Raw genomic sequence first — 13056 nt, 5'->3', positions numbered from 1 at the left:
GCATTGCTCCTCACCCTCGACCTGCTGGGGATCTGCGTCTTCGCGATCTCCGGCGGTCTGGTCGCCGTGCGCAACCAGCTCGACATCCTCGGTGTGGTGGTGCTCGCCATGGCGACCGGCCTCGGCGGCGGTGTCATCCGTGACGTCCTGATCGGGGCGGTGCCACCGCCGGGGGTCGAGGACTGGCGCTACCTCGCCGTCCCCGCTCTCGCGGGCCTCGCGACCTTCGCCTGGCACCCCGCCCTCGGCCGCCTGGAGCGGGTCGTGAACGTCTTCGACGCCGCCGGTCTCGGCATGTTCTGCGTGGCCGGCGCGCTCAAGGCCCACGAGTTCGGGCTCGGCCCCGTGCCGTCGGCGGCGCTCGGCATGCTCACCGGTGTCGGGGGCGGCGTCATCCGCGACCTGCTGGCCGGCCGGGTGCCCGTGGTGCTCCGCTCAGGCGAGCTCTACGCGATCCCGGCGCTCGCAGGTGCTGCCGTCGCCGCGACGGGCGTCGAGCTGGGCCTGAGCCCTGAGGTCATCGTGGGCCCTGCCGTCGTGCTGACCACCGGGTGGCGGCTGATGGCGATCCGGCGCGGCTGGCGGGCGCCCGCGCCCCGCGTGGTGTCGCAGGACTGAGCGGTCACCGACCGGGCCCGCGTGGCCGGTCGTGGGGATGCGTCGGCTACGCAGGTGCAAGGAGCGGCGCCAGAACCTCGTGCGCCCAGGCAGACAGGCTGGTCTCGGTCGTCGTGGTCACATCTCGTTCCTGCTCGGGCTCGAAGCCCTCGCGCAGCCCGATCGACATGCCGACCATCGCCTCGACCGCCGCTGGAGACATCCCAGCCCCGAGGAGCGCGGCTCGCATCTCCCCGTCCTCGATGCGGACTGCCTCGACGCGACGGCCGGTCACGTCGCTGACGACCCCCATCGCCTCCGCCCAGGAGAGGTCCTGGGGCCCGTGGACGGCCTGCACGTGTCGACCCCGCCAGTCCGGTCGGAGCAGGTAGGCGGTCGCGACGTCCGCGATGTCGCGCGGCGCCACCCACGGCATCGGGCGATCGACTGGCCACAAGGTCGGGACGGTCCCGGCGCGGATCGCGTCGAGCTGGTAGAGCAAGTTGGTGTAGAAGAAGCCGCAGCGCAGGTGCACCACGCCTTGCCGGTCACCGAGCGCAGAGTCGAGCATCTGCTCGACGGTCGCGAGGCCGTCGATCTCGCCGGCCCCGTGGCGCAGCTCGGCGCCCACGCTGCTCTGGAACACGGTCCGCGGGATGTGGTTCTCGATCACGGCGCTCGCCAAGTTGGACCCGATAGTTTCGTAGGCCGTCAGCGGGTCCTCTGCTCCCGTGGGAGGTACGACGGCGTACAGGGCGTCGAGCCCCCGGGTGGCTCGCAAGACTGCCTCCGGTTCGGTGAGGTCAGTCGCGATCGCCTCGGCGCGATCGCGGATGTCGGCGGGGATGCGCTTGGGATGCGGGGTCAGGAGCACCGGTCTCACGCCAGCCCTCACCAGGTGGCGCGCGACGACCTGACCGACGTGGCCCGAGGGAGTGGTGACAGCGATCTTCATGCCGTCCACGCTAGGAGAAGATGTGGACAGATCATGTCCACCTTTGCTGGCAGGCTTGTGACATGGGTGACGACGACCCGACGAAGCGGACGCTACGACTCCTGGCCCTGCTGCAAGCGAGGCGGACATGGCTCCCGGCCGAGCTCGCCGACAGGCTGGGCGTCAGCACCCGCACCCTGCGGCGGGACATCTCCCGTCTCGAGGACCTGGACTTCCGCGTGGAGCGGAAGCCCGGCCCGGGGGGCTACTACGCGCTGGCTGCGGGCAGTCGGTTGCCGCCGTTGGTCTTCGACGATGACGAGGTGCTCGCTCTGATCGTCGGCCTCCGCATGGCTGAGGGCCGCGTCGCCGAGGACGCTGCGCCCAGAGCCTTGGCGAAGCTGCTCCAGGTGCTTCCGCGGCGACTCTCTGAGCTGGCGCACGATCTCGCCGAGAACACCCAGACCGTCCGACGACCCAGGACAGTGGTGGACGGCCGAGCTCTGGACAAGTTCGCCCGGGCGGGCGCCGCGTCGCGGTCGGTGGAGTTCACCTACCGTGATCAGCGAGGTCGCACGCTCCCTCGCCGGGTGGACTCGGTGCAGTGTGTGCAGTCGAACGGACGCTGGTACGCCGTCGCCTACGACCTCGACCGCGAGGCCTGGCGCGTCTTCCTCCTGGACGGCGCCACCGACGTACACCTGGGCCCGATCGTCGCCCGCCGGCAGACACCGTTCGCCGACCTGTCCACCTGGCTCACGACGGATTTCGGACGGCTCGGCGATCGTTCCTGACCTTTGGTCGCACCGGAACGGCGGACCGGGCGTTGCCGAAACGGACCGTGATGAATGAGGCGATCGCAGATCGGACGCATGAGGACGACCGCGATCGTGACGCCCACCAGGCCGAGCGCCAGACCGGCAAGCACGTCGTGGACATAGTGGACTCCGGCCGCGACACGAGAGCCGGCGACGAGCACGGCGACGGGCCCGGCGAACCAGGCGCTGCGCGGGAAGGTGAAGAAGCAGGCGGAGGCGAACGCGGCGGCGACCGTTGCGTGATTGGACGGCCACGACCAGTCGCCTGGCGCGGGACAGGCCAACACGGCTTGCGCGACCATCGCTCGACAGGGCCGCTGCTCCTCGACCAGGAGCTTGGTGAGCTCGCTGGTGGCGTAGGCCCCGACGACGCCCAGACCCGCGCTCGTGAGTGTCAGGAATGCGCGTCGGTCGCACAGCCAAGTCCCAGCGGCCAGCAGGGCAGTGCCACCGACCAGTGCGAGCACGCCGACCTCGGCGACCGTGCGGACGACTGCCTCCGACACCGTTCCCGATGCGGTCGCGACCATCAATCGATACAGGTCATCGCGCGCCAGGAACGTGGCGGCAGACAGCGCCACGAGGAGACCAGCGATCCCCCACATGGCGCCAGAGCCAGCGGGCTGGTCGACTGGCCGTTCGGCGCTCGAGGGAGGGCCGCCATGATGCGAGGAGCGCCATCCTGAAGTCATGCCTGGAACGCTAGGAAACTCGCGAGCGTGGCGGATCTGTCTACGGTCGTGACTCGTCTACCTCGGAAGTCGGAGATTGGACGGTGCCAGATCGGCCTCTGGTCTGATGCCGGCGCGAGCGCATCGGGGGACGATGCTGGGTGTGGCAGGAAGTCCAGTGGAGTGGGAGGTCAACAGATGAAACCGATGGATTTCGCGAACAAGCCGGTGCTCGACGGGGACCTTGTGACGCTTCGGCCGATCCGGGGATCGGAGGGAGTCGTTCTCAATCACAGCCTCGCCGATGCTGAGGTGGCTGTGCTCACCGGGAGCGTCAACAGTCGCTCCGCTGAGCTCGTCCCCTTGGAAGCGGCCGAGCTGACGAGGATCTATCAGGCGTGGGCGGAGGCGACTGACCGGATGGTGTGGGCCGTCGTCGACCGCGCCACGGGCGACATCGTCGGTGAGGCTGTTCTCAACGACCTCGACCCGACGAACCGGTGGTGCAACTACCGCATCTGGCTCGCCGTGCGGGGGAGGGGCTACGGCAGCGAAGCCACGAGGTTGGCGCTGGACTACGCGTTCGACCAGGTGGGCCTGAATCGGGTCGAGCTCGAGGTGTTCGATCTCAACCCTCGCGCGCGGCATGTTTACGAGAAGGTTGGATTTCGGCACGAGGGAACCCGCCGGCAGGTACTGCTCATGGACGACGAGTGGATCGACTCTCACGTCATGTCAGTGATCGCGGCAGACCGGAGATGACGCTCGGATCGGCTCAGACGGTCTTGAGCGCGCCGCCGTCGATCACGTAGTCGGCGCCGGTGACGTTGGCTGCGACCTCTGAGGCGAGGAAGACCGCAAGTGCTGCGACCTCCTGGGGAAGGCTGAACCGGCCAGTGAGAATGCCCATGCGCTGCGGCACGACCTCGTCGATCACCTCCTGGGGTGTCGTGCCGGCAGCGTCGGCGACGATCGCGGCGAATCCGTTGGCGGAAGTCCAGAACGGTGTGCGGATCGGCCCGGGGGAGATCGCGTTGACACGCACCCGATGAGGAGCCAGCTCGATCGCCGTCGACTTGGTCAGGTTCGACAGAGCCGCCTTGGCGGCGCTGTAGTGGGCGATCGCCGGATCGGGGAGCTTCGCATTGATGGAGCTCACGTTCACGATGGACCCTCCGCCGCGCGCGACCATGGAGGGAATTACGGCCCGTGACGCTCGCACCGCGCTGAAGAACGTGGTGTCGAAGACTCGTTGCCATGCCGCGTCGTCGATGTCGGCCAACGTCGGTCCGGGCTCGCTCGCGCCGACGTTGTTGAGTAGCACGTCCACGCCTCCCCGCTCGGTCTCGGCGGTCGCGATCAGCCGTGCCGGCCCCTCCGCCTTCGACAGGTCGACGCGAACCGCGAGCACTCCCATCTCGTCACGCAGTTGTGCCAGTTCCTCGGTGACGGTGCGCGAGCCGATGACGACCTGTGCACCGCTCGAGGCCAGCTGCCTCGCAGCCTCGAGCCCGACACCCTTGCTTCCGCCGGTGACCACTGCCACCTTGCCCTCGAAGTTGATCTCCACATGCCCATGGTCGACAGACAGCAGGGTGGAAGGCTGGCGGGAATCGGACGTCACGGCAGATCGGGACAGGTCGGCGATCTTCGCCACGGGCCGACGGGAGCCCTTGGTGGGTCGATGACGAGCTCGGCGAGCTCTACTCGATCCCGGCGACTGCGCTGCGCGCGGTGCCGGGTCCGACCCCGATTTGGCCCGACGTGGGGCCGTTCGGTAACGTTGGGTTCACCGACGCGGGGTGGAGCAGCTCGGTAGCTCGCTGGGCTCATAACCCAGAGGTCGCAGGTTCAAATCCTGCCCCCGCTACAAAGGAAGTGGCCCGTGACCTGCGGAAACGCAGATCACGGGCCACTTTGTCATTTGAGCCATTCCGGCTTGTGTCGCGCTTTGTGACCCAGAAACCCCTCGCGGACGTCTGGTCAGACACACGCCACGGCCTCCTCGGGACCGACCTCGTTCTGCCCCGAAGCCGTCCGGTCACCGGCCCTCTCGCGAGTGACGGACCTGCGTCACAGGCGGCGGTCTGCTGTCATCTCCGGGTCGTATCACCCGTGCTCAGCGGGTGAACGGTCACCATGGAGATGGCCACCTTCCGGCAGAACGGGCACTCTTCCTCGGGACGGGCGTCGTCGACGGGCGAAGAACCCGATCCGGCCTGGCGGCCACGAATGCGCGGCAGCGATTCGCGGTAAACCAGGCCGCCGGCGTACACGGCCAGCACTCCCAAGTCCTCGGCAGTGCGCAGCAGGTCGCCCAGTTGCTTGCCTCACGGTGACTGACGTCGGCGAGCCACCCTCCGTGCCGCGCTTGTCGACGCACGACAGCCGTCGCGAGAGCTGCCAGTCCTGACCTGCTCTGCCACGTCCACACGAGGACGCTACTGGCCGGGCTGTGAACGCTCCCGCGAACGGCACACGCCACCCATCTGTTCCTCACGTGGCAACGAATCACTTGTACGACCCGCTCGTCGCGGGTCCGGGGCGTCAGCCACTGATCAGGAGCTCAGGAGTCATCATGGAACCGAACAGCGAACGCGCCACCACGAGACGCAATCACCTGCTCACCGCTGCGCAGCTGGCGTCGCACCGACCTGCGACTGGCACCCACCTGGTCCAGATGCACGGACAGGGGAACGGGGTCCGCGTGCATCAGACGTACATCGCCGCCATCTCTCTGGTTGCCTTGGTCCTCATGGGCGTCGCGATCGCAATTGCGAGCTCCACGATGTGAGCCGGGTGCCACCTCGCTGGCCGGGTGGCGTATCGACCAGGCGGTGCGTATCGACCTCCGTGGCCGGTGGCGACCAGTCGACCTCGCGCCTTGTGCGTACCTGCCGAGCGCCTGTCTAGAGGCGGCGTGGAGAACCTTCTCCCAACCACGGATCTTGCGTCGCCGGACGGAGTCGTGGCCGTTACCTCTTCATGGCGATCATTCGGATGGGTCCCTGCTCTGGCCCCCCGCCGACTGATCGTTGCCGGATCTCGTGTGGTTGGGCGTCGGGGATCAGCCAATGCGGTGCCGGCGGCCATTGCCGTCGACGATTGCGATCGGAACATCGGTAGTGAAGGCGATCGAGATCCCGTCAGCGACGCAGCAGACGTCCACAGCACCGATGGCGAACGCGTGGGATTCGACCGAGACCGCAGCGCCGCGCCTCACTGTGAACTCAGCGCCCCAGGGCTCGATGAAGAGCTTGCACTCCTCGCCGTCGAGGCATGAGACCTGAATCCGCGGCGGCGCCGGGCGTCTCCCGTCCGTGGGCACTTCGACCTCCCAAGGAGTTCTCGGGCTTGCGCGACATTCCCCGCAGGCATGTCAGCGGGTTGAGGTTTCTGACCATTCGTCGAGAGACTCGCGCAATCGGCCGACTGGCTGTCGATCAACGCGCCCTGCGCGAGCTTCCATCGGCTTCGGCGATTTGGTCCACGAATCCATGTAGGCGGCGTCAGCGACGGTGGGACCATCGGTGACGGGGTCAGGTGTGCTCGTGCGAGGCTTCTGGCCGTGGGAGACGACGACGCCGGGATCGACGCGACACTTGCGGCGATCGGCACGGCACTCGATCGGGAGCACAACTACGTGGAGTGGGTCCCGGCCGGTGCTGCGGATCGTGTGGTCCTGCTCCATCAACTGGCGGAGACCGCGGCGGCGGCTGGCGGGTTCGAGGTGAGGTTCGACGACATTGATCTGCCAGACGGTCGAACCGTGGTATGGGTTCTGGTCGACTCCGCGACCTGGCTTTGAGGGTGGACCATCAAGGGTGCTCATGGCGGAGTCAACGCATCCGCCGGATCGCGTGTCGGGCGGCGCGCCGTTGCAGTGGAGAGATGCCGGCGTCCAGTTGCAGGGCGTAGCGGAGGTGGCGCCGGGCAGCGGTCGTCTTGTTCAAGTGGGCCTCGATCAGTCCGCGGTGGATCCAGAACAGGGCGTCCGGTGTGCCCAGCCGGGTCGCCAGGCGGGCGTATCGCAGGGCTGTGGCTGAGCGGCCGGTGCGGTGCAGCGCCCATCCGAGCGCGTCGGCGGCGGGGACGCCCTGGCGAGCGCGCCACTCGGATCGCGCGGCGGCGAGGCCGACGGCGGGGTCGGCGTGATCGGCCATGAAGAGAGCTACGTCGAGCTCGCGGCCCAGTTCCTCGCTGGTCATCTCCGAGGCGTAGTCGACCAGGAAAGCCTCCTGTTCCTCGACGAGATCCTCGCGACCGAGCACCGTGTAGATCTCCAGCAGCTCGACGCGGTGCTCCGGGTGTGCGGCGCGGTCGACGACCTTCTCCCACAGCCTGGCCGCCGCAGCGAATCGCTGTTGTGCCATCGCCAGCCGGGCCCGGGAGATCAGGGCGGGGAGGTATGCGGGGTCGAGACGACGGACGTCGGCGAGCAGTGAGGCCGTCCGGTCGAGGTTCCCCCTGCGACGCTCGACGTCGGCAAGAAGGGTCAGCAGGTGGGCACGATCACCACTGATCGCCGTCCGGGCTCCTTGCCGCAGGAGCCGCGCTGCTCGGTCGAGATCACCCCTGAGTTCGAAGGCGTAGGCGTAGCGAGCCACCACGGGTACGCCGGGTTGGCGACGGTCAGCATCGCGGAGTGCGGCGAGCTGGGCGCCGTACCGGCCGAGCTCCCCGATCGCGTCGATTCTCAGGACGAGCGCCGCAGGATGGTAGGGGTCGATCGCCAGCGCCTCCTCAGCAGCGGCCAGCGCGTCGGTGAAGTCGTGGGCCACGGCGAGCAGGGCGCTGCGGGCGGTCAGTGCGGTGACGTTGTCGTCGGGCTTGATCTCGAAGGACCGTTCGACGGCCGCCTGGGCGCGGTCGTACAGGCTGGTGTCGCCGGCCACACGAACCTGCTCGACATAGGCGAGGGCGAGGGTTGCCCAGGCGACGTGGTCGTCAGGAACCCTCTCTACTCCGTTCTCGAGCTGGGCGATGACTGCCTTGAGGTCGCGCCCGTCACCGGGGTTGATGCGGACATCCGGGCCGGCGGCGGCCGGCTCGGGCGTGGAACGGGACGCGATCCCGATCCCTCCCGTGGCCGCGAGGATGAGCGAGATGCCGAGGACCAGCAGGTACTTGAGCATAGGTGATCCTGTCGTTGGAGGGGTCCGGCCGCGCTCGGCGGCCGGACCCCGATGGGTTCAGCGGGCCGGCAGGAGCCGGGTCCGGCGCTGGGTGCGGACCATGAGGACGGCGCCTGCGAGCAGGCCCGCGCCTCCGACGGCGGTGAGGAGCGGCGGGACCACGCCGTTGCTCGTCAGACCGCCCATGAACTCCTCGGAGGCTCCCTGCTCCTCCTGCGCTCCGGGCGCGGTGGCCGGGTGCGGTGTCGCGTCGCTGCCTCGTGCCGGCAGCGCGAGGTAGGGGAAGGTGGAGTCGAACTCGACGTCGTTGGCGCCTACCCCGTCGCCGAGGTCGTTCGGCTGGCCGACAAGCTCGCCCTCGACCACCTGGAGCGCGATGTCGATGACGTCGTCGGCGAGGCGTCGCCCGTTGGGGAAGCCCTGGTTGTCGCCGCCGATGACGCCGAGCGAACTCGGGTCCTCTGTCACGGGCGTCGTCATGTTGAGCCTGAGCTGCTCGCTCGGAGTGACGCCGTCGGGCTGGTTGAGGCCCTCCACCCCGGTGAGGAAGACCGAGACCAGGTCGTTGCGCGGTTTGGCGGGTGCGTCGAGGCCGTAGACGGCCTCGATCAGCTTCGGCAGCTCCGGCTCCGTGACGTAGTCGAGGAACTGGCCATCGTCTGCAGGCTGCGAGGCGTTGAAGCGGTTCTTGTCCTTGAGCGGGACGACCACCTCGTTGACCAGCGGCATGCCCAAGCGGGACACCTGACGGTACTTGCCATCGACACCCCGTCGGTCGGTGGTTGACCAGACGCCGACGATGGGGTTGCTCTTGACGTCACCCTTCGCTGCGAGCGCCGGTCGGGGCACCTGCAGGGCGACCGAGTTCACGTTGAAACCCGCGAGCGTGTCGTCTCCGGTCTCGGAGAAGTCGCCGCCGTAGAGCAGGTCGAAGACACGGAGGTCGAGGAAGAACGGGTCCTCGGCCTGGCCGGCGAACGAGCGGTACCGGCCCTCGGGGCCGACGTTCTTGACGCCGGCCGCGCGCAGGTCTGCGTAGTCGGGCATCGAGGCCGATCCGACGTCGGAGGGGACGACGCGCCGGCTCTTGACCAGCACCGTGGTGCGTCCGTTCGTGATCCGCTCGAGGCGGTAGGTCTGGTAGTAGTTCAGGTTCTCGTCCGAGAGTGCCGTCACCGGGCCGGTGGCGTACAGGAAGGTGTCGTCGCTGACGTAGTGGTCCTTGAAGGTCCAGCGGAAGGTGACGTCAGGCTTCGCGTCACCGTCGTTGTCGACGTTGATGTTGTAGCGGGCGTCGGTTGCGAAGGAGTAGAAGTTCGGGCCTCCGGCCGGCTCCTCGAACGGGATCCAGTTCGCGATGAGGGTGACCGAGTTCTGTCGGTCCGGGCTTCGGAACGCGTAGAGGTCGGTGGTGTCGTACTGCGGAAGCCCTGCGATCAGCGGCGCCTCGCGGTGGCTGGAGCTGCTGGCTGGTGTTGGCCCGATGCTCGCGACGCCCGTGATGAGCATCAGGCCCCCAGCGGCGGTCAGTGCCAGCGCGGTCCGTGACCGGCCGGCAGTGCGGCGTACCTTCATGTTCGTTCCCCTTCGCCTCGCACCGGTCTGTGTGACCGGCATCACAGGTGATTCGGAGCGGAGGGAGATAGGGATTGGTCCGGCAGGTCATTGACCCCGGCCACGGAGACTCCATCCGATCCGCGTCCGGCTCCGAACAAGGAGGGAGCCGCATCCCCGGCTTCTCCCTTCGGAAAGGATCCATCATGCGAGTTCCCAACCGCCTCCGACCGACGCCGGCGACGGCTCTGTCGATCCTGGCGCTCGTCGTCGCCACCGGCGGCACCTCCTACGCCGCCGCGACGATCGGCACCCGCGACATCGAGAACGAGGCCGTCACCTCGGTCAAGGTCAAGGACGGCACGCTGAGGTCGGTGGACGTGAAGGACGGGTCGCTGCGGGCAGCCGACCTGGGTGCCAGCGTGCTTCCAGGCGAGGTCCGCTGGGCGCTCGTCGCGGCCGACGGCACGATCGAGCAGCAGTCCGGCGGTTTCAGTGTCACTGCTGCCTATCCCACGCTCGCCGAGCCGAATCCGCTGCGCGCCAACGGCAACGTCTACATCGATGCGGGGGAGGACCTGACCGAAAACGGCGTCCTCGCCGTGGTCGCGCTGCAGAACACCGTCGATCAGAACGGGGACGCGATCATGAACGGTCGGGCCCCGGGCTCGGACAGCAACCCGGAGTTCTCCGGTGAGATCGCTGTCAGCCAATGCGGGCTGCCCGGGACGGCGTGCGCGCCTCCGGGTACCGGCAACACCAACCACCTCGTCGTCAGCCCGCGGTTGAGTGATGGAGGCCCGACCGATGACACGAACCGGAAACGGTTCTACATCTTCGTCACGGGCGGCTGAGGAGTCCGGGCCCGGTCGAAGGCGCGCGGCCGGGCCCGGACTCTCCTGTCATCGCCGCGGGTCCTGCGGCGGTGGGTACCGTCGACGGCCCATGAGGGACGCGGGCCGGGAAACGAGGTGACATGGAACTGCAACCGCGACTGCTCGCGATCGAGGTCCCGAGCGATCCGAAGGGGGCGGTCCTGCTTCTTCACGGAGGAGGCGCGCGTCGCGGCCGGATGGGTGTGAGCCCGACCCAGCTGTCCGTGCTCCGGATGATTCCCCTGGCGCGCCGGATCGCCCGTGCCGGGCGCGGCGAGCTCGCGGTCTACCGCCTGCTGAACACCTACCGTGGGTGGGACACCGCGCATACCCCGGTCGACGACGCCCTATGGGCGCTGGGCCAGCTGGAGGGCGAGCTCGGTCCGCTCCCGGTATGCCTGGTCGGGCACTCCCTCGGCGGCCGGGCAGCGGTGCTCGCCGGCACCCACCCGCAGGTGAGCGGAGTCGTGGCACTCAACGCATGGACCTACGGCAACGAGCACGTGCGGCTCCCGGGCCGACGGGTGCTGTTCGCCCACGGCGACGAGGACCGGATCGCCCCACTCGAGCGTGCTCTGAAGGTCGCCAGTTCGCTGGGCCGGTCGGCACGCGTCACGTTCACGGTCGTCAATGGCGGCAAGCACGCCATGATCCGCAGCAGCCGCAGCTTCGAACGACTCACCATCGATTTCGTCACAGGCGCGTTGCTCGGACCGGCCCCGGCCGGAACAGGCGCCGAAGAAGACAACGGCGTCGAAGCAGCACGACCGGCGCCGGGGTTCGCGATCGAGCACGCCTGAGATTCCTAGTCGCCTAGCGGGCCGGACACCGCCCACTCCTGCTGCACCCATCCGTCGCCGCGGTGTCTCCGAACACTAGACATGAGGACCCGGCTGACCTGGATCGCGTACGGCGTGCTCGCCACCCTGACCGGCATCGGGCTCGCCCACCTGGTGGCCGCGGTGACCGATCGCGCGAACTCACCGGTGCTCGCGGTGGGCTCAGCAGTCATCGACCTGACACCGACACCGGCCAAGGAGTGGGCCATCCGTACCTTCGGGTCGGCCGACAAGGCGATCCTGGTCGGCTCGGTGATGGCGGGCGTCCTCGTGCTCGCAGGGATCGCCGGACTGCTGGCCCGCCGGCGCACGCGGCACGGCGTGGCCATGCTCCTCGCGCTCGTCGCGATCGCCGGCGTCGCCGTCATCACCCGGCCCGAGTCCTCTGTCATCGACCTGGTGCCGTCCGTCGTCGCCGCACTCGTCGCCGCTCTCGCCTTGGCGTGGCTGGCGAGGGAGCAGTCATCCGTCACGACAACCGACAACGGCCGTCGCGGGGTCCTGGTGGCCATCGGGGTCACCACCGTTCTGGCAGCGGTGGGCGGCGTCGCGGGCGAGGTCGTGTCCCGGCTGCGTCTCCGACCCGAGGACGTCACCCTGCCGACGCCCGCCGATCCCGCCCCGCCGCTGCCGCGCGGCTTGGACCGTCAGGTCCCGGGCATCACGCCCTTCCGGACACCCAACGGCGACTTCTACCGCGTCGACACCCGGCTGGACACGCCCATCGTGAGCGCCGAGGACTGGACGCTCATCATCGACGGCGACGTCCAACGCGAGGTCGTGCTCACCTTCGACGACCTGCTTGCGATGCCGATGATCGAACGCGACATCACCCTGACCTGCGTCTCCAACAGCGTCGGCGGACCCTACGTGGGCGGCGCCCGCTGGCTCGGCGTACCACTGGCCGATCTTCTCGCCAGAGCGGGTGTCGGTGATCGCGCCGATCAGATCCTGTCGACCGACTTCGACGGCATGACCATCAGCACCCCGCTCGACCTGGCCACCGACGGCCGCGACGCGATGGTGTGCGTCGGCATGAACGGCGAGGCCCTTCCCCGCGAGCACGGGTTTCCTGTGCGAATGGTCATCCCCGGCCTCTACGGGTTCATCAGCGCGACCAAGTGGCTGACCCGGCTGACCCTGACGACGTACGCCGATCGGGAGGCGTACTGGACCAAGCGTGACTGGGCGACTGACGCACCGATCAAACCGTCGGCACGCATTGACACCCCGCGGGGTCTCGAGGAGCTGGACGCGGGCGACGTGGTCGTGGGCGGTGTCGCATGGGCGCAGGAGCGCGGCGGCGTCGCATCGGTGCAGGTGCGCATCGACGACGGCGACTGGCAGGACGCTCAGCTCGGCCCCGATGGCGGCGACGACTACTGGCGCCAGTGGTTCTACCGGTGGCGGGCCACCTCCGGCTCACACCGCCTCTCTGCCCGCGCCACCACCGGCGACGGCGAGGTGCAGACCACCGACCGCGCCGAGCCGTTCCCCGACGGCGCGAGCGGCCTTCACGAGCTCATCGTCAACGTCGGCTGATTTCTCCATGAATTCGGGCGATCCGGGCCAATCCGCCTGGCGAACGGCGCCGAACACCCCACGTAACCTCCCCCAACCGGAAGGCACCACC

The 13056-nt window shown here is 68.7% G+C and carries 13 protein-coding genes, 1 tRNA gene and 1 pseudogene; 8 read left to right on the top strand and 7 right to left on the bottom strand.

The features are described 5' to 3' along the window. The first annotated feature begins 3 nt into the window (after positions 1-3). Positions 4-618: a trimeric intracellular cation channel family protein gene (locus HNR19_RS14880; RefSeq protein ID WP_179668648.1), complete on the top strand. Its 615-nt coding sequence runs from the start codon at positions 4-6 to the stop codon at positions 616-618. Positions 619-664: 46 nt separating this feature from the next. On the opposite strand, the gene HNR19_RS14875 is transcribed toward HNR19_RS14880, so the two are convergent. Next, a complete protein-coding gene (locus HNR19_RS14875) occupies positions 665-1552 on the bottom strand; it encodes an NAD(P)H-binding protein (protein ID WP_179668647.1) in 888 nt (295 codons plus the stop codon). A 62-nt stretch (positions 1553-1614) separates the two neighbouring features. Between HNR19_RS14875 and HNR19_RS14870 the strand changes: the two genes are divergently transcribed. Next, complete coding sequence (locus HNR19_RS14870; RefSeq protein ID WP_179668646.1) at positions 1615-2325, top strand: helix-turn-helix transcriptional regulator; 711 nt, start codon at positions 1615-1617, stop codon at positions 2323-2325. A gap of 92 nt (positions 2326-2417) precedes the next feature. On the opposite strand, the pseudogene HNR19_RS23720 reads toward HNR19_RS14870, so the two are convergent. Further along, positions 2418-2879 (bottom strand): annotated as a pseudogene (locus HNR19_RS23720) (phosphatase PAP2 family protein); the annotation flags it as partial. A 348-nt stretch (positions 2880-3227) separates the two neighbouring features. Here HNR19_RS23720 and HNR19_RS14860 point away from each other — a divergent pair. After that, on the top strand, positions 3228-3782 hold the full coding sequence (locus HNR19_RS14860; RefSeq protein ID WP_218910269.1) for a GNAT family N-acetyltransferase: 555 nt from the start codon (positions 3228-3230) through the stop codon (positions 3780-3782). A 13-nt stretch (positions 3783-3795) separates the two neighbouring features. Here HNR19_RS14860 and HNR19_RS14855 read toward each other — a convergent pair whose 3' ends face one another. Further along, positions 3796-4677: an SDR family oxidoreductase gene (locus HNR19_RS14855; RefSeq protein ID WP_218910268.1), complete on the bottom strand. Its 882-nt coding sequence runs from the start codon at positions 4675-4677 to the stop codon at positions 3796-3798. 139 nt (positions 4678-4816) lie between these two features. Between HNR19_RS14855 and HNR19_RS14850 the strand changes: the two genes are divergently transcribed. Continuing rightward, positions 4817-4890 (top strand) — tRNA-Met (locus tag HNR19_RS14850). 223 nt (positions 4891-5113) lie between these two features. Here the strand turns inward: HNR19_RS14850 and HNR19_RS14845 are convergent. Together HNR19_RS14845 and HNR19_RS14840 are read right to left on the bottom strand one after the other, a co-directional pair. Beyond that, on the bottom strand, positions 5114-5305 hold the full coding sequence (locus HNR19_RS14845) for a hypothetical protein (RefSeq protein WP_179668644.1): 192 nt from the start codon (positions 5303-5305) through the stop codon (positions 5114-5116). Positions 5306-6087: 782 nt separating this feature from the next. Beyond that, positions 6088-6348 (bottom strand): hypothetical protein, encoded by a 261-nt coding sequence (locus tag HNR19_RS14840; protein ID WP_179668643.1) that lies wholly within the window; start codon positions 6346-6348, stop codon positions 6088-6090. Between the two features lie 240 nt (positions 6349-6588). Between HNR19_RS14840 and HNR19_RS14835 the strand changes: the two genes are divergently transcribed. Next, positions 6589-6828: a hypothetical protein gene (locus HNR19_RS14835; protein ID WP_179668642.1), complete on the top strand. Its 240-nt coding sequence runs from the start codon at positions 6589-6591 to the stop codon at positions 6826-6828. Positions 6829-6859: 31 nt separating this feature from the next. On the opposite strand, the gene HNR19_RS14830 is transcribed toward HNR19_RS14835, so the two are convergent. Together HNR19_RS14830 and HNR19_RS14825 are read right to left on the bottom strand one after the other, a co-directional pair. Further along, positions 6860-8155, bottom strand: coding sequence for a tetratricopeptide repeat protein (locus HNR19_RS14830; RefSeq protein ID WP_179668641.1), 1296 nt, complete (start codon positions 8153-8155; stop codon positions 6860-6862). 57 nt (positions 8156-8212) lie between these two features. After that, on the bottom strand, positions 8213-9730 hold the full coding sequence (locus HNR19_RS14825) for a DUF4331 domain-containing protein (protein WP_179668640.1): 1518 nt from the start codon (positions 9728-9730) through the stop codon (positions 8213-8215). A gap of 74 nt (positions 9731-9804) precedes the next feature. Here HNR19_RS14825 and HNR19_RS14820 point away from each other — a divergent pair, with 74 nt between their 5' ends. From HNR19_RS14820 to HNR19_RS14810, 3 genes are all read left to right on the top strand, one after another. After that, on the top strand, positions 9805-10563 hold the full coding sequence (locus tag HNR19_RS14820; RefSeq protein ID WP_179668639.1) for a hypothetical protein: 759 nt from the start codon (positions 9805-9807) through the stop codon (positions 10561-10563). Between the two features lie 254 nt (positions 10564-10817). Next, positions 10818-11384, top strand: a complete 567-nt coding sequence (locus HNR19_RS14815; RefSeq protein WP_343047198.1) for an alpha/beta hydrolase — start codon at positions 10818-10820, stop codon at positions 11382-11384. 81 nt (positions 11385-11465) lie between these two features. Then, positions 11466-12965: a molybdopterin-dependent oxidoreductase gene (locus tag HNR19_RS14810; RefSeq protein ID WP_179668637.1), complete on the top strand. Its 1500-nt coding sequence runs from the start codon at positions 11466-11468 to the stop codon at positions 12963-12965. The last annotated feature ends 91 nt before the right edge of the window (positions 12966-13056 follow it).

The sequence above is a fragment of the Nocardioides thalensis genome, assembly GCF_013410655.1.
GTDB classification, from domain to species: domain Bacteria; phylum Actinomycetota; class Actinomycetes; order Propionibacteriales; family Nocardioidaceae; genus Nocardioides; species Nocardioides thalensis.
Note: the sequence above shows the minus strand (reverse complement) of the source record. Positions and strands in the feature narration are given on the sequence as shown.